18 protein-coding genes are annotated in these 16,791 nt (G+C 47.3%); all 18 read left to right on the top strand.

Annotation, left to right across the window (positions count from 1 at the left end):
- The first annotated feature begins 2 nt into the window (after positions 1-2).
- Positions 3-1,424 carry a UDP-N-acetylmuramoyl-L-alanine--D-glutamate ligase gene (gene murD, locus ACH59B_RS16405; protein WP_153795324.1) on the top strand — a complete coding sequence of 474 codons (1,422 nt, stop codon included), beginning with the start codon at positions 3-5 and terminating at the stop codon, positions 1,422-1,424.
- Between the two features lie 49 nt (positions 1,425-1,473).
- The gene (spoVE, locus tag ACH59B_RS16400; RefSeq protein ID WP_031461775.1) at positions 1,474-2,571 is read left to right on the top strand and encodes a stage V sporulation protein E; all 1,098 of its coding nucleotides are present in this window, start codon (positions 1,474-1,476) and stop codon (positions 2,569-2,571) included.
- A 6-nt stretch (positions 2,572-2,577) separates the two neighbouring features.
- On the top strand, positions 2,578-3,687 hold the full coding sequence (gene murG, locus ACH59B_RS16395) for an undecaprenyldiphospho-muramoylpentapeptide beta-N-acetylglucosaminyltransferase (protein ID WP_061828512.1): 1,110 nt from the start codon (positions 2,578-2,580) through the stop codon (positions 3,685-3,687).
- A gap of 146 nt (positions 3,688-3,833) precedes the next feature.
- Complete coding sequence (gene murB, locus ACH59B_RS16390) at positions 3,834-4,739, top strand: UDP-N-acetylmuramate dehydrogenase (RefSeq protein WP_069289985.1); 906 nt, start codon at positions 3,834-3,836, stop codon at positions 4,737-4,739.
- Positions 4,729-6,039: a UDP-N-acetylglucosamine 1-carboxyvinyltransferase gene (gene murA / locus ACH59B_RS16385; protein ID WP_013372087.1), complete on the top strand. Its 1,311-nt coding sequence runs from the start codon at positions 4,729-4,731 to the stop codon at positions 6,037-6,039. The genes murB and murA overlap by 11 nt, the downstream gene beginning before the upstream one ends.
- A gap of 56 nt (positions 6,040-6,095) precedes the next feature.
- Positions 6,096-6,860: a cell division protein FtsQ/DivIB gene (locus ACH59B_RS16380; protein ID WP_017428129.1), complete on the top strand. Its 765-nt coding sequence runs from the start codon at positions 6,096-6,098 to the stop codon at positions 6,858-6,860.
- A gap of 199 nt (positions 6,861-7,059) precedes the next feature.
- Positions 7,060-8,331, top strand: a complete 1,272-nt coding sequence (ftsA, locus tag ACH59B_RS16375; RefSeq protein ID WP_016821540.1) for a cell division protein FtsA — start codon at positions 7,060-7,062, stop codon at positions 8,329-8,331.
- 67 nt (positions 8,332-8,398) lie between these two features.
- Positions 8,399-9,523: a cell division protein FtsZ gene (ftsZ, locus tag ACH59B_RS16370; RefSeq protein WP_013372084.1), complete on the top strand. Its 1,125-nt coding sequence runs from the start codon at positions 8,399-8,401 to the stop codon at positions 9,521-9,523.
- Between the two features lie 191 nt (positions 9,524-9,714).
- On the top strand, positions 9,715-10,701 hold the full coding sequence (gene spoIIGA / locus ACH59B_RS16365) for a sigma-E processing peptidase SpoIIGA (RefSeq protein ID WP_404302130.1): 987 nt from the start codon (positions 9,715-9,717) through the stop codon (positions 10,699-10,701).
- Positions 10,702-10,805: 104 nt separating this feature from the next.
- On the top strand, positions 10,806-11,546 hold the full coding sequence (gene sigE / locus ACH59B_RS16360) for an RNA polymerase sporulation sigma factor SigE (protein ID WP_044785336.1): 741 nt from the start codon (positions 10,806-10,808) through the stop codon (positions 11,544-11,546).
- 96 nt (positions 11,547-11,642) lie between these two features.
- Positions 11,643-12,425, top strand: coding sequence for an RNA polymerase sporulation sigma factor SigG (gene sigG, locus ACH59B_RS16355; RefSeq protein WP_013372080.1), 783 nt, complete (start codon positions 11,643-11,645; stop codon positions 12,423-12,425).
- 112 nt (positions 12,426-12,537) lie between these two features.
- Entirely contained in the window at positions 12,538-12,882 is a 345-nt protein-coding gene (locus tag ACH59B_RS16350; RefSeq protein WP_173426158.1) for a YlmC/YmxH family sporulation protein, read from the top strand.
- 82 nt (positions 12,883-12,964) lie between these two features.
- The gene (gene pgeF / locus ACH59B_RS16345; protein WP_026065490.1) at positions 12,965-13,849 is read left to right on the top strand and encodes a peptidoglycan editing factor PgeF; all 885 of its coding nucleotides are present in this window, start codon (positions 12,965-12,967) and stop codon (positions 13,847-13,849) included.
- An 8-nt stretch (positions 13,850-13,857) separates the two neighbouring features.
- Positions 13,858-14,559 carry a YggS family pyridoxal phosphate-dependent enzyme gene (locus ACH59B_RS16340; protein WP_017428126.1) on the top strand — a complete coding sequence of 234 codons (702 nt, stop codon included), beginning with the start codon at positions 13,858-13,860 and terminating at the stop codon, positions 14,557-14,559.
- Positions 14,550-15,002, top strand: coding sequence for a cell division protein SepF (locus ACH59B_RS16335; RefSeq protein WP_013372076.1), 453 nt, complete (start codon positions 14,550-14,552; stop codon positions 15,000-15,002). The genes ACH59B_RS16340 and ACH59B_RS16335 overlap by 10 nt, the downstream gene beginning before the upstream one ends.
- Before the next feature lie 7 nt (positions 15,003-15,009).
- The gene (locus ACH59B_RS16330) at positions 15,010-15,267 is read left to right on the top strand and encodes a YggT family protein (protein ID WP_013372075.1); all 258 of its coding nucleotides are present in this window, start codon (positions 15,010-15,012) and stop codon (positions 15,265-15,267) included.
- Positions 15,268-15,275: 8 nt separating this feature from the next.
- A complete protein-coding gene (locus ACH59B_RS16325) occupies positions 15,276-16,058 on the top strand; it encodes an RNA-binding protein (RefSeq protein WP_017428125.1) in 783 nt (260 codons plus the stop codon).
- A 172-nt stretch (positions 16,059-16,230) separates the two neighbouring features.
- The gene (locus ACH59B_RS16320) at positions 16,231-16,740 is read left to right on the top strand and encodes a DivIVA domain-containing protein (protein ID WP_013311075.1); all 510 of its coding nucleotides are present in this window, start codon (positions 16,231-16,233) and stop codon (positions 16,738-16,740) included.
- Positions 16,741-16,791: the final 51 nt, after the last annotated feature.

Raw genomic sequence — 16,791 nt, 5'->3', positions numbered from 1 at the left:
AAATGAATCATCCAGATGCATACCGAGATCAGGAAGTCGTTATTATCGGTCTGGCCAAAAGCGGCGTACAAGTGGCCAAGGTGCTACATCATGCCGGGGCAAAGCTCACAGTCAATGATAAAAAAGATAGGGAACAATGTCCCGAAGCTTCTGAATTAGAGGCTTTGGGAATTTCCGTTTTATGCGGGGGTCACCCGGAAGGACTGATTCATCCTGGAGTGAAACTGGTTGTCAAAAATCCAGGAATTCCTTACGCGGCCCCTCCCGTACAGAAAGCTGTCGAGCTCGGCATTGAGGTCGTGACCGAGGTTGAGGTCGCCTACCATCTATGTAAAGCTCCGATTATCGGAATTACTGGCTCCAACGGAAAGACGACCACGACCACTTGGGTGGGCAAGTTGTTGGAGGCATCCGGCATTAATCCGATCGTGGCTGGTAATATCGGTACGCCGTTATGCGAGGCGGCTGTGGACGCCAAGTCGGACGAGTGGATGGTTGTGGAGCTGAGCAGCTTTCAGTTAAAAGGAACAAAGGATTTCAAGCCCGCTGTAGCCTGCTTGCTCAATGTAGCTGAGACCCATTTGGACTACCACGGAGGCATGGAGGATTATGTTGCATCCAAGGCACGTCTATTTGCCAATCAAACAGCGTCGGATACCGCGGTGGTGAACTGGGATGATCCCGTCTGCCGGGAGCTTGTGCCCTATATTCAAGCGAAGCTGCTTCCTTTCTCAATGACGGAACGTTTGCAGGAAGGGGTGTTCGCTGACCCGCCATACATACCGGATGTAACGGATGATATTGAAAGAAACATCGTATACCGTGATGGAAATGGGGTACTGCAACCCATTATAGGCGTGACCGATATTGGGCTTCCGGGTCGTTTTAACGTAGAAAATGCTCTAGCTGCTTGCGCAATCGCCATAGCCGCAGGCGCAGAACCAGCAAAATTGGTGGAACCATTAAGCTCTTTTCGCGGTGTAGAACATCGGCTTGAATATGTTTTAGAACACGGTGGAGTAGCTTATTACAACAATTCCAAAGCAACCAATTCCAAAGCGACAATGATGGCCTTATCTTCCTTTAAGCAACCCATCGTACTCATTGCCGGAGGATTGGATCGTGGCTCTGATTATGCGGAGCTTGTACCGTCCTTGCAGGAAGGTGTGAAAGCCGTTGTTCTCTTGGGTGAGACACGGCATAAGCTGGCAGATCGGGCCCGTCAGGCTGGAATAGAGCATGTCAAGGTCGTCGATAATGGAGAGGATGCCGCCGCTACGCTCGTGGAGGCTGTAAACAAGGCAGCTGAATTTGCTGAGACGGGAGATGTGGTATTACTCTCACCCGCCTGTGCAAGTTGGGATATGTTCCAATCCTATGAAGAGCGTGGACGTATTTTTAAAGAGGCGGCGCATAAATTGTAAGTAGGGGGGTTGGATAAGCCCCTACTTTTATGCAAGGGGTGGCCTCCTGATGAAGCAATCTCGTCCGGCGCCAGATATATGGCTTTTCGTCTGTATTGTAAGCTTGTTAGCCATCGGCATGGTTATGGTATACAGCGCGGGCGCCGTCCTCGCTTTTCACGAGTACGGGGACTCCTACTATTTTGTTAAACGACAATTGTTGTTTGCGGGGCTCGGCCTTGTAGCCATGTACTTTACGGCCAGAACGGATTATCGGATTTGGCGGAAATATGCCAAGGTCGTATTGTTGATCTGTTTGGCTCTACTGGTTGCCGTTTTAATTCCTGGCATTGGTGTAGTAAGAGGTGGAGCACGAAGCTGGCTTGGTATTAGCTCTTTTGGCATTCAGCCTTCCGAGTTTATGAAGCTGGGTATGATTCTTTTTCTGTCTCAATGGCTCAGTCGTCCTGACTATGATATTAGCTCTTTTACGCGCGGGCTGTTGCCTCCGCTTGGGCTCATGGGACTGGCCTTTGGGCTCATCATGCTCCAGCCCGATTTGGGCACAGGCACCGTAATGATGGGAGCATCCATGCTGATAGTATTTACGGCAGGCGCGCGTATGAAGCATCTGGGTCTACTGGCCTTGTCGGGGGCAGCGGGGTTTGCTGCACTGATTGCAGCTGCTCCTTATCGACTCCAGCGTATTACCGCGTTTCTGGATCCTTGGTCTGATCCGCTTGGTGCGGGTTATCAAATTATTCAATCGCTATATGCGATTGGTCCTGGCGGATTGGCGGGGCTGGGGCTCGGCATGAGTCGGCAAAAATACAGCTACGTTCCTGAGCCACAGACGGACTTTATCTTCTCTATACTGGCGGAGGAGCTTGGTTTTATCGGTGGAATGACGGTACTGGGGCTTTTTTTGGTCCTTGTTTGGAGAGGGATGCGTGTCGCTATTACCATCCCGGATACCTATGGCAGTTTGCTTGCAGTCGGTATTGTCGGAATGGTGGCGGTACAGGTCGTTATTAATATTGGTGTTGTTATCGGTTTAATGCCAGTGACAGGAATAACACTGCCCTTAATCAGCTATGGAGGTTCTTCACTGACCTTAATGTTAACTGCTCTGGGTATTTTATTAAATTTATCACGTTATGCGAGGTGAACGTTTATGCGCGTCGTGTTGAGCGGCGGCGGCACCGGAGGGCATATTTATCCGGCGCTGGCCGTAGCCAGACAGTGCGAAGAGATTGATCCGGACGCTGAATTTTTATATATTGGCGGTCAACGAGGACTCGAAAGTAAGTTGGTTCCTCAGGAAAAAATTCCATTTGAGGCTATTGATATCACAGGATTTCGCCGCAGCTTGTCTGTGGAAAATATAAAAACGATCATGCGCTTTTTCAAAGGGGTTCGCAGATCCAAAGCATTATTAAAGAAATTTAAGCCAGATGTCGTTATTGGCACTGGGGGATATGTATGCGGCCCCGTCGTTTATGCAGCTTCCAAGTTAGGAATTCCCAGCATTATTCATGAGCAAAATGCAATTCCAGGGTTGACTAATACATTTCTGAGTCGCTATGTGGATACAGTGGCTGTTAGCTTTGAAGGCTCAGAAGGAGCTTTCCCCAAAGCTAAAAATGTACTGTACACTGGGAACCCGCGTGCTACAACAGTTCGTTTGGCTAACCGGGATCGGGGATTTGCTACAATTGGGGTTCCGATGAACAGTTCGGTCGTCCTTGTGGTCGGTGGCAGCAGGGGAGCGAAGGCCATTAATGACGCCATGATTGCAATGGCTCCGCAACTTTCGCAACTGAAAGACGTCCATTTTGTATATGTAACCGGTGAATCTTATTATGAGCAAACGCTGGATAGCATACGGAATCAGATCGGCTCATTGCCCAATCATCTACATGTGCTTCCCTATATTCACAATATGCCTGAGGTGCTGGCTTGTACCTCATTAATTGTTAATCGCGCAGGTGCGTCCTTCTTGGCAGAGATCACATCTTTGGGCATTCCGTCCATTCTGATCCCATCACCTAATGTGACGAATAACCATCAGGAGGCTAATGCTCGTACACTTGAAAAGGCAGGCGCATCCGTCATGATTGTAGAAAAGGAACTGAGTGGCCCGGCCCTGTTTCAATCTATAGCGGGAATTATGAAGGATGAGGCCCGGCGAAGTCGCATGGCAGAGTCGGCGTCTGCGCTCGGCAAGCCTGACTCAGCAGATATTTTAGTAAAAGAAATGGAACGTCTTGCCCATAAAAGGTAGTCTGCAGCGCAGAATTGGGCGGTTGTCACACACCGGATGGTATTTACATAGGATACCCTATAGATTGTGACCATCACTCAGGCTGCCGGTTGTCAGGTGAGAGCCTTACAACCATGCGGGGCAAGCAACAAGGAGGTTTCAGTACAATGCAGCAATGGATGCCATTATTAGCGGAGCATGATATCGGAAAAGTGCTGGAGCATGAGCCGCTGTCCAAATATACGACATGGAAGATTGGAGGCCCTGCGGATGCACTTGTCATCCCGGATACCAAAGAGCAGCTGGCAAGAGTTTTGAAGCTGGCTAGCGAGCACGGAATTCCCTGGATGCAGTTGGGGCGGGGCTCCAACATGCTCGTCTCTGACAAAGGGATACGGGGACTTGTGATCAAGCTGGGGCCAGGATTTGATTATGTTCATTTTGAGAATGAACAGATCGTTGCTGGAGGAGGCGTTTCACTGGTCAAACTGTGCGTTATGGCCAGCAAGCAGGGCCTGTCCGGTCTTGAATTTGCTGGTGGTATCCCAGGATCAGTCGGTGGGGCTGTCTACATGAACGCCGGTGCCCATGGGTCTGATGTGTCACAAATATTCCAGTCCGCTGAGATTGTGCTGGATACAGGGGAATTGGCTGTGTACGATGCTGACAATATGCATTTCAGCTATCGTCACTCCGTGTTGCATGAGCAACGTGGAATGGTGACAGAGGCAGTGTTTCGGATGAAGCGGGGCGATCGGGAGGAAATTTCATCAGCGCTTGCGGCTTTTAAAGACCGCCGTCGGCTGACCCAGCCGCTACAGTTAGCTTGTGCAGGAAGCGTGTTCCGTAATCCTCCAGGAGACTATGCTGCTCGTCTTATTGAGAGCGCAGGTCTCAAGGGCTTGAAGGCGGGAGGCGCTGAGGTATCTGTACAGCATGCCAATTTCATTGTAAATACCGGTCAAGCGACAGCAGAGGACGTGCTTACCCTAATGAAGCATATTCAAAGTACAATATCATCTCAAACCGGCATCAAGCTAGTTCCGGAGGTTTTCGTAGTGGGTGAGCGGTAAACTCGGAGGTGATACATTGGACAAATTGGTGATTGAGGGAGGCCGTCCCCTGTCAGGCACCATACGTATCCATGGGGCAAAAAATGCGGCACTACCTATTCTTGCAGCGAGCTTACTTGCACAAGGTAAGGTAGAAATTCGGAATGTGCCCCATCTTTTAGACATTAAGGTCATGCTGCACATCCTTGAAAGACTCGGCTGTACATGCCGACATGAAGAGGAAACGGTATACGTGGATACGTCGTCCGTCCGAACGTTCCAAATTCCGGAAGATTTGATGAAGCAAATGCGCTCATCTATCTTTCTGATGGGACCGCTGCTCGCCAGATATGGAGAAGTTTCCATTTACCAGCCCGGAGGCTGCGCCATAGGCGAGCGCAAAATTGATCTTCACCTAGAGGGCTTAAAAGCTCTTGGCGCAGAGATAGAGGAAAAAGACGAGCAAATTACGTTTCGAGCCCGTAAGCTGATCGGCTCGGACATCCACATGGATTTTCCGAGCGTAGGCGCAACAGAAAATATTATGATGGCTGCCGCGCTGGCCGAAGGACGAACAACGATTACCAATGCAGCGAGAGAGCCAGAGATTCAGGATCTTCAAAACTTTCTGAATGCCATGGGAGCCCATATTATCGGTGCTGGAACAGACACAATTACAATCACGGGGGTCAGTCAACTCAATCCTTGTACGTATGAGGTCATTCCTGACCGCATAGTAGCTGGAACGGTTATGATTGCAGCGGCAGCTACACGAGGTAGTGTGTCGTTGACACACTGCAATCCTTCCCACTTGTCTGCTCTGATTCACGTCCTCAGGCGGGCTGGTGTTCAAATTGGCATCTTGAATGATATAATGACCGTAAGTTGTATGAGTCGTCCCAAAGCAGTGGAGAGGATCGTTACCTCACCTTATCCGTCATTTCCGACGGATTTGCAATCTCAGGTCATGGTTCTATTATCTTTGGCGGACGGCTTCAGTGTCATGAAAGAGACTGTCTTCGAAAGCCGATTTAAACATGTAGATGAACTGAATGTAATGGGTGCTGATATTACGGTCGATGCGAATGCTGCTTTTATAAGAGGGGTTTCTCGTCTGTACGGGGCTACAGTAGAGGCTACCGATCTGCGGGCAGGGGCTGCACTGGTTATAGCCGGTCTAGCCGCTCAGGGACGTACCATTGTCGAGCAGGTTCATCACATTGACAGAGGATATGACCGGATCGAACGTCTTTTCCAGGGATTGGGTGCCCGAATGAGCCGTCAGTCTCCGGTGCCCGAGCAGCTGGATTTCGTAAATTAATGCCTATAATGTCCCTCCGTTAACGGGGGGACAAAGGGCTTTTGTGGAGAGAAGCTATGCCAAATGCTCAAATACCTGTTCTTAAAAAGAACAGAACGAAAAAAAGAACAAGCCGGAAGATTGCTATTCTTCTCATTTTGTTGTTTATTGTACTGCTCGCTGTTCTCTTTTTCCGTTCTTCGTTGAGTCAGGTTTCTGAAATTCGTTTTGATGGTAATGTATTTTCGACCCGGGAGCAACTTCTCAATCGAAGTGGTCTCGCTGTCGGAGATCAATATTTCGGAGTCAGTGCTTCCGACGTCTCTGAGAAGCTGCGGGAAATTCAGTCGATTCAGCAAGTCACTGTGGACAAGCAGTTTCCGGGCATCATTACGATTCACATTAAGGAGTTTGCTACAGTAGCTTACGAGTTACAAAGTGACGGTAGCCTGCGTGCTATTCTAGCAAATGGGACAAGCGTGGGCGTAGGTAGCAGTGGGATAGCGGTTGAAAAGCCTATTTTGACTAAATGGAAATCAGATGATCCCTACAAAGCGAAGCTGTGTGATGCTTTATCACGCATTCCGGGAGAATGGACAGCTGATATTTCGGAAATCATTCCGGCGCCGATTCCTTCTTTTCCAGACCGTATAAAAATGTACACGCGTTCCCAGTTTGAGGTTATTACAACTGTTTCACTGTTGAACTCTAAAATCAGCTATCTGAACCAAGTGCTAGAAACAGAGGAGCCTGGTGTGATCACAATGCTGGAGGCGGATTCCTACGTTCCATTCAAACCCGATACGAGCGAAGAGGGCCAAGAAAAAGATACTACTCAGTGATGTGAAAAAATGCTAGAATTGATTTTATGGGTAATAGACTTGCCTCCTTCTTTTTTCTTCAAATTTTTATGTGACTGCAACCATAAATTGGCTTCTAAAAAATTTGTAGAAAAAAGAGGGAAAGCATGGAGTATGTTGAATATGTACAGAGTGTGTTTAAAGAACGAAATTCATTTTGGAGTCAGGAGGTGCCACAGACTTGAGCAACAATGACATCATTGTTAGTTTGGACATCGGTACATCCAAAGTTCGGGCTATTATTGGGGAAATGAATAATGGAACCTTTAATATTATTGGAGTTGGATCTGCCGACTCGGAAGGGATTCGCAAAGGTGCAATTGTAGACATTGATCAAACCGTGCAATCAATCCGTAACGCCGTGGATCACGCAGAACGCATGGTTGGTATTCAAATAACAGAAGTGTATGTGGGGATCTCAGGCAACCATATTGGTCTGCAAAATAGTCATGGCGTAGTAGCCGTGTCCAACGAGGACCGTGAAATCGGTGAGGAGGACATTGAACGTGTACTGAAGGCAGCAGAAGTAATTGCCGTACCACCGGAGAGAGAAATCATTGACGTGGTAGCCAAGCAGTATGTCGTGGATGGCCTTGAAGGAATTCAGGACCCTCGTGGTATGATCGGTGTTCGTCTCGAAGTAGAGGCTACGATTGTTACTGGAGGCAAAACCCCAATACATAATCTGTTGCGCTGCGTTGAGAAAGCTGGCCTGAGGATTAAAGATCTCGTCTTGTTGCCTCTCGGAGCTGGACAGTTGTCTCTTTCGAAGGATGAAAAGGTGATGGGTTCCGTGCTGGTGGATATTGGTGCAGGTTCTACGAATGTGGCCATTTTCCAGGAAGGAACGATTGTCGCCACATCAACACTCCCAATCGGCGGAGAATTTGTAACCAATGATATTGCCTACGGACTGAGAACCCTTACCGATCAAGCCGAAAAAGTTAAACTCAAATACGGCTGCGCTTGGTATGATGATGCAGCAGCCGATGTCGTCTTTAAAGTGACCCGTATCGGCAGTAATGTAGATAAGGAGTTCAACCAACAGGATTTGGCTGCTATTATTGAGCCGAGAGTACAGGAAATTTTTCAACTCATTCAGGCGGAAGTTAAGCGCTTGGGTTACACAGAGCTTCCGGGGGGTTATATACTTACCGGAGGCACCGTCTCCATGCCTGGTGTACTTCAGGTGGCACAAAGCGAACTGGCCGCTTCCGTAAGGATCGCTGTACCTGATTTTATCGGTGTAAGGGATCCGGGATACACGAGCGGAGTTGGTATCTTGCATAATGCTATTCGTTACTATCGCGGGAGATCGACTAGTGTTAGCAACAGTGGCGGTAGTACCAAGAAGCCGACTAACCGAACCAAGAGCAGCAGTCCCGTTGCGGAAGGCGAGCAGAAGCAGGGGTTGATTGAACGCTTAAAAAATATGTTCAGTGAATTTATATAACGTTCATTGCTAATTATGCCAATCATGGACGGGCCATCCATGCACATTGAGGGGGAGATGGAATAGTATGTTGGAATTTGATTTTGAAATGGAGAGCTTGGCTCAAATTAAAGTGATCGGCGTCGGAGGCGGCGGCAGCAATGCAGTTAACCGAATGATCGAAAATGGAGTTCAGGGTGTAGAGTTTATTACTGTCAATACAGATGCCCAGGCGCTTCACTTGGCGAAGTCTGAGCATAAGCTTCAAATTGGCGATAAGCTGACTCGTGGTTTGGGTGCCGGGGCTAACCCTGACGTGGGTAAAAAAGCGGCTGAAGAGTCGCGTGAGCTCATTATGAATACGCTCAAAGGCGCGGATATGGTATTCGTAACTGCGGGAATGGGTGGCGGTACAGGAACCGGAGCGGCCCCTGTCATTGCAGAAATTGCTAAGGAGTGCGGTGCGCTGACTGTAGGCGTGGTAACCCGACCATTCACATTTGAAGGGCGTAAACGCTCTAATCAAGCTGAACTTGGCATTGAGGGATTGAAAGAAAAAGTAGATACCTTGATTGTAATCCCGAATGATCGCTTGCTTGAGATTGTGGATAAGAAAACCCCAATGCTGGAAGCATTCCGTGAAGCAGATAATGTTCTGCGTCAGGCCGTACAAGGTATTTCGGATTTGATCGCTGTACCGGGTCTGATCAATCTTGACTTCGCTGACGTAAAAACGATCATGACGGAGCGTGGTTCCGCGTTGATGGGGATTGGCGAAGCGACGGGTGAAAATCGTGCGGCTGAAGCAGCGCGCAAGGCTATCATGAGTCCGTTGCTAGAGACATCCATAGAAGGTGCGCGTGGTGTCATTATGAACATCACTGGCGGCACCAATTTGTCTCTATACGAAGTCAATGAGGCGGCTGAAATTGTAACATCAGCTTCCGATCCGGAAGTGAACATGATTTTCGGTGCTATCATTGATGAAGACTTGAAAGAAGAGATTAAGGTTACCGTGATCGCCACTGGTTTTGAAGGTAAGCCGAGCCAACCAGCACCGGGACGTAGACCAGCAGCTAACCCAGCGGCTTCCGAAGCAACGGAAAAGTCCTCTCCTAACTTGCGTCCATTCGGTAACACTCAAAGCAGTGACCAATTGGATATTCCGACATTCTTACGTAACCGTTCACGCAATAATAATAACGATAACTAGTTTATATCTAGACAGCCCGCATCTTCCTTGGAGATGCGGGCTTCTTTCTGTTTTCTCCGCATCCCGCACGGCCAGTGCTTCTCCTCTTTCCGACAAAATTAGTCGGACACCGTCCCCACCGTTAGACAGACTTTGAACCATATGACTACTATACTTAAGCCTATCCTGCAAAATGCTGGGCGGGTGAATCCTTGGTTGTTTATATCGATTTAATTTTCTTGGCCAATTTGTTCATTGATGCTGTGTTGCTAATGGCCACCGCCTGGATGAGAAAGATTCGTCCAGTGTGGTGGCGATTGATGACTTCAGCTGGAATTGGCGCAATGTATGTAGTCATGATGTTTGTGCCGGAACTGTCATTTTTATTTACGTTTCTAATCAAGCTGGCCTTATCGGTCATCATGCTGCTGGTGGCATTTGGTTTTGGAAGCATGCAAAAGTATCTTCGTACAATGGGTGCCTTTTACATGATCAATTTTGTAGCAGCAGGTGGCATTTTGGGGATGCATTATTTTCTCCAAAATACGGGGGAATTGTTTAATGGCATCTGGTATACCGCATCAGGTGGAATGTCTTTTGAATTGAAAATCGCATTCTGGTTTATTTTATGCGCATTTGGCGGAGTGATGCTTTTCTTTCGTATTGTGCAGTCCTCGAAGCAGCGCACAGAAAGGATGAGTGGCTTTTTGGGGCAAGTACAGGTGTGGATTGGGCAGGATCATATTGAGTGTACAGGCTTGTTGGATACAGGTAACCAACTGCAAGATCCTTTGACCCGAACCCCAGTAATGGTGATGGAGGCGGCTTTGTGGGAATCGTATTTACCCGCTTCCTGGCTCCAAAAATGTTCTGAGGGTAATGCTGATCAGCTAGTGATGGATCTGGGGGAGGAACCGTTCAACTGGCAGGATCGTGTTCGTCTCGTTCCCTATCGTGGAATTAACAAAAGTCATTCCTTTATGCTCGCACTCAAACCAGATCGAGTAGAGGTGGTGATGAATGGGATTCATTTTGTACATCATCGAGTGCTGATTGGCTTGGACGGGGGAAAGTTGTCGGCAGAGGGCAAATACCGTGCCATCATCCATCCAGATGTGACGGCACACGAAGAGGGGGATGCTGATTCAAGCTTGAAACGAGAAGCATATGCTAGTGATCATTTTACAGAATCAGGATAATGGAGAAGAGTACAGGACAAGGTTTAAAGACGAGGAGAAACATTCGATGCTGAAATGGACGGAGCCAGTAAGACTTGTACTATTTCCAAAAGGGGGAGAATGATATGAGGGAACAAATGAATTTAAAGATGAAATTTAGGCTAGCATTACAACTGCAATATTATCGTATTTTATTTTTATTCGGGCTGAAAAGTGAAGAAATTTATTATATTGGCGGTAGCGAGGCGCTCCCCCCTCCATTAACAAGAGACGAGGAAGAGTATTTGCTTGGAAAGCTTTCTTCTGGAGATGCAGCAGTGAGGTCGATGCTAATTGAGAGAAACTTGCGGTTAGTCGTGTATATCGCCCGTAAATTTGAAAATACGGGAATCAACATTGAGGATCTCGTATCCATCGGTGCTATTGGGCTGATCAAAGCGGTGAACACTTTTGATCCAGAGAAGAAAATCAAACTTGCCACCTATGCATCTCGATGCATTGAAAATGAGATTTTAATGTATTTGCGTCGTAATAGCAAAACGAGAACGGAAGTTTCTTTTGATGAGCCTCTGAATATCGATTGGGATGGTAATGAGTTGTTGCTTTCCGATGTGATGGGCACGGAAAATGATACCATTTACCGTAATATTGAGGAGCAAGTAGATCGTAAATTATTGCATAAGGCACTGGATAAGTTGACGGATCGAGAGCGTTTGATTATGGAACTGCGCTTCGGCTTACAAGACGGAGAAGAGAAGACACAGAAGGATGTTGCTGACCTGCTGGGTATATCGCAATCGTATATTTCGCGTCTGGAAAAACGAATTATAAAGCGCTTACGAAAAGAATTCAATAAAATGGTATAATGCTTGGGGATATCCGGAAGCGATGGAAACGGCGAATAAAAAAATGCCCTCAGGAGATAATGTACATTAATGTTGCTCCTTGGGAGGTAAGACACGATGACCCGAAACAAAGTGGAAATTTGCGGTGTGGATACCGCCAAACTGCCGGTATTAACCAATGCAGAGATGCGCGAGTTGTTCACATCACTTCAGCAAAATAATGAACGATCAGCCAGAGAAAAATTGGTCAACGGCAATCTCCGGCTCGTCCTGAGTGTGATTCAGCGTTTTAACAATCGGGGGGAGTTTGTGGACGATTTGTTCCAGGTAGGATGCATCGGCCTGATGAAGGCGATTGATAATTTTGACCTTTCGCAAAACGTAAAGTTCTCCACTTATGCGGTGCCGATGATCATCGGAGAGATCCGCCGTTATTTGCGGGATAACAATCCGATCCGTGTGTCCCGTTCGTTGCGGGATATTGCATATAAGGCGCTTCAGGTGCGGGACAGTCTGACAAATCTGAACTCGCGGGAACCAACGATTTTTGAAATATCAGAGGTGCTGAACGTGCCTAAAGAAGATGTTGTGTTCGCATTGGATGCGATTCAGGATCCAGTTTCGCTGTTCGAGCCGATATATCACGACGGGGGCGACCCAATCTATGTGATGGATCAGATCAGTGATGACAGAAATAAAGACGTCTCATGGATTGAGGAAATCGCTCTCCGGGAAGCGATGCATCGCCTGGGCCAGCGTGAAAAGATGATATTGTCTATGCGTTTTTATGAAGGAAAGACGCAAATGGAGGTTGCCGACGAAATCGGTATCTCTCAAGCCCAGGTTTCGAGATTAGAGAAGTCGGCTATACAGCAAATGCAAAAACATGTAAAGTCCTAATGAAATGAATGCTTGAATGATTCAGTGATAAAAACGATCCCGTGTGGATCGTTTTTGCGTTTGCAGGACATTTTTTGGGCTCTCCCACTCATATAGTGAAATAAAGGATGTGATGCGTGTGAATGCACCGGAAACGTCAGTAAGAGCCATGAAAATTTCCGAGTTTCAAACCAAGGATGTCATTAACATTGTAGATGGACGACGTCTAGGACAAATCAGTGATCTGGAGATTGATGTACGACAAGGGAAAATTGAAGCTATTGTGGTTCCGGGCAGCAGCCGATTCATGGGTTGGTTTGGAGGGGGAAGCGAATTGGTTATTCCGTGGCGCAACATTGTGAAAATTGGTTCGGATGTTGTGCTTGTTCGACTGGAGGGATTGCATGAGCCGCCGGATGAGAGGGAGGAAAAGTCTTATATCGAACGTCAGGAGCGGAATGACCGACGGGGCTTTTGAACAGCAGGTACACGTAATTTAGTATGTTGTGAAGACACAGCGGCGGCTTTTTGGTACACTGGGCAGTAGAGGTGAGAACGAAATGGAACCGTTTATAGTGAATACCGAGGCTAGAGGGACTACGCCCATGCAAGATGGCGGACGTCCCGTGCCAGAGTTGTTATATATCCAATCTTGGGAGCGGCAGGTTCAGGGATTAACAGTGGGGTTTACAGGGCGTCATGGCGGTGTCAGCGAAGCGCCATACGATAATCTGAACTGTGCGTTTCATGTAGGGGATGACCCGGAGAAAGTCATTCGCAATCGCCAATTAATTGCTGAGCAGCTTGGTTTTGCTGCTGAAGCGTGGACGTGCGGCGAACAGGTCCACGGTAATCATGTTGCTGTTGTCCACGCTGCTGATCGTGGGCGAGGCTTTATGGATCGTGCATCAGCTTTTCAGGACACAGATGGACTTCTGACGAATATACCAGGCATTTTGCTGACGTCCTTTTATGCGGACTGTGTACCCTTATATTTTTGTGATCCCGTGCATCGTGTGATTGGATTGGCGCATGCAGGCTGGAAGGGAACAGTTGCGGAGATTGCGTTGAAAATGGTACAGACCATGCAAACTGAATATGGATCTCAGCCGTCCGATATACTAGCAGCTATTGGTCCTTCTATTGGTCCTGAATCCTATGAGGTAGATGAGCATGTGATGAATCAAATCCGGGTTTTAGAGCATGATTGCCCGGGTAATGATAAATGGGAAGGTTCTGTTTATTTCCCCTTAACTGGTGGAAAAACACTACTCGACTTGAAACAATGCAATCGACACATTATGATGAAAGCAGGAATATTGCCGAGCCATATCGAATGTACTACCTTGTGCACGAGTAGCCGCAGCGATTTATTTTTTTCATATCGCAAGGAAGGCGGCGTTACAGGAAGAATGGCGAGTTGGATTGGTCTGGAAGAGAGGTGAGTCCTCCCGTGTCTTTGGAGGAACGAATTAAAGAAGTTAACGCCCGTATCGAAGCGGCATGTGCCCGTAGCGGACGTTCGCGTGATGAAGTAAATGTCATCGCTGTCACGAAATATGTTTCGGCGGCGGCAATGGCATCCGTATTGGATAACGACTTGGAGCATGTGGGCGAAAATCGCTGGCAGGATGCTGCGGATAAATGGAGCAAGTTGGGTGATCGGGGAACGTGGCATTTTATTGGTCATCTCCAAACGAATAAGGTTAAAGATGTAATTGGAAAATTTAAATTTATACATTCGCTTGATCGCTTATCGCTTGCTCAGGAATTGGACAAGAAGGCAGCCGCTTTGGGACTGCGAGTCAAAGCTTTTGTGCAAGTCAATATTTCTGGGGAAATTTCAAAATACGGCTTATCCTCCGAGGCAGTTGCCCCTTTCCTAGAACAAATTCGCGAGTTGGAACATGTGGATGTAATCGGCCTGATGACCATGGCTCCTCATGAGGAAAACCCAGAACATACTCGACCTGTGTTTCGGGGATTACGTGAACTGCGTGATCGGTTAAATGGACAAGCTTTGACTAGAGAACCTATCGTTCACTTGTCTATGGGGATGTCCAATGATTTTGAAGTGGCGGTTGAAGAAGGAGCGACTTGGTTGCGGCTTGGTTCCGTACTGGTCGGACGAGAGGAGGATTTTCAGTGGGCGTAATGAATAAGTTCATGAACTTTCTGGGCCTTCAGGAAGAAGAGGAAGTTATAGAGCGAGAGGTTATGAATACGCCGGAAGATCAAGAAATTGAAACCCCAAGCTTTGATAAACGTAAGAACCAGAAGGGCACGAATGTTGTCAGCATCCATTCACAAAAAAATGTGAAAGTTGTTCTGTATGAGCCGCGTTCTTACGATGAAGCACAGGAAATCGCCGACCATATCCGTTCCCACCGGACCGTCGTGGTTAACTTGCAACGAATTCGCAAGGATCAGGCGCTACGCATCATTGATTTTTTGAGTGGCACTGTGTATGCACTGAGTGGCGGCATTTCGAAGGTCGGTAACAATATTTTTCTGTGCACACCGGATACGGTTGAAATTCAAGGCTCCATTACGGAGATACTGGCTGACACTGAACAAGAACTTAACAGAATGAGGTGAGCTTTTCTTGATCGAGGTAATTTACTGGCTATTTCAGATTTATTCGTACATGATCATTGCATATGTCCTGCTGTCATGGCTTCCTAATGCCAGAGAGAGTGTGATCGGTGATTTACTTGCCAGGTTTGTGGAGCCATATTTGTCTCCTTTCCGCAGGTTTATACCGCCAATCTTCGGGATGATTGATATTTCACCTATCGTAGCGTTGATTGCTCTGCGTTTTGCATCGTACGGTTTGATTTCTTTAATCGGCAATTTCGTCTAGGAGGATTTATGCGGACTGAGATTTATGAGCATTTTCACCCGGATGAACGGGATTATGTGGATCGTGCTTCCGAATGGATCAGTCATGCGGGAGCTTATCATGAGCAGAAGCTGACTGATTTTTTGGATCCGCGACAACAGTACATATTGGAGACACTTGCTTCGAAGGAAGACAAGGTCACGATTAGGGTAGATGGCGGATACATGGCTTCGGAACGAAAGCGGGCGCTGATTGCGCCCGATTATTCGTATTTGGACGATGAGGAAATGGGAATTCAGGTCCTTTCCATCACTTCTGATGATCATAAAATCAATACCCTTGAGCACGGTGATTATCTAGGTGCCATTTTGGGGCTTGGAATCAAGCGTGGCAAAATCGGGGACATTCACGTGCTGGATGATGGGTGTCATGTATTGGTGGCGTCAGAGATTGGAGATTTTATGACCATGCATTTGCAGCAGGTACATCGTGTTCATGTATGGACAGAACTGTTGCCAGTAGCAAGTCTCCGAACGAAGGAAGTCGCATTAGAGGCGATGGATCTGACGGTGGCTTCTTTGCGCCTGGACGGGATTGCTAGTGACGTCTACAAATTGAGCCGCAGTAAAATATTAACACCGATTCGAGCGGGACGATGTCGGGTAAACTGGAAGGTGGAGGAGAATCCATCGACTTCACTTAAAGTTGGGGACGTTATTTCCATGCAGGGATTTGGGCGTTTTAAAGTGCTTGAAACAGACGGGATGACAAAAAAGGGTAGATTCCGTGTCAAAATTGGTAAGTTTGTATAGCTGAAGGCAGGATTCATGAGATTTCTGTCGAAAGAATTAACCTATAGCGTTGAACTGGAACGATTTTGCTCTGTACAGTATTCACAAAACGGGGTATGATGACCGATAGATGATATTGAGCGTCGTGACGCGGAAAATTAATTTTTTGTCAATCTTATAGGAGGTGGACGGCATGCCATTAACGCCATTGGATATACATAATAAGGAATTTGCCCGCCGGCTTCGCGGTTATGACGAGGATCAGGTTAATGAATTTTTGGATCAGGTGATCAAGGACTACGAGGGCGTTATCCGTGAAAATAAAGAATTGAGCACCCAGTTGTTGAACGTACAGGAGAAGCTCGATCATTTCGCGACGATTGAGGATACACTGAGCAAGACAATTATTGTCGCGCAGGAAGCAGCTGATGAAGTTCGCAACAACGCCAAGAAAGAATCTCAACTGATCGTGAAGGAAGCGGAAAAAAATGCGGATCGTATTGTGAACGAAGCATTGTCCAAATCCCGTAAAATCGCGTTGGAGGTTGAAGAGCTGAAGAAACAGGCTTCAATTTACCGAGCACGGTTTCGTACATTGGTGGAAGCGCAGCTCGACTTGTTAAGCCAAGATGGCTGGGAAGCACTTGAAAACCGTGAACGCGAAGTGCTGGAGCGCGAGCGTGAAATGAAAGAAATTTACTAATTTTGATTTCTGACAAGCTTTTATTAGGTCTTGTTAGGGTTGACTTTTATC

It is taken from the genome of Paenibacillus sp. DP01, from assembly GCF_044784315.1.
GTDB classification, from domain to species: domain Bacteria; phylum Bacillota; class Bacilli; order Paenibacillales; family Paenibacillaceae; genus Paenibacillus; species Paenibacillus polymyxa.
Note: the sequence above shows the minus strand (reverse complement) of the source record. Positions and strands in the feature narration are given on the sequence as shown.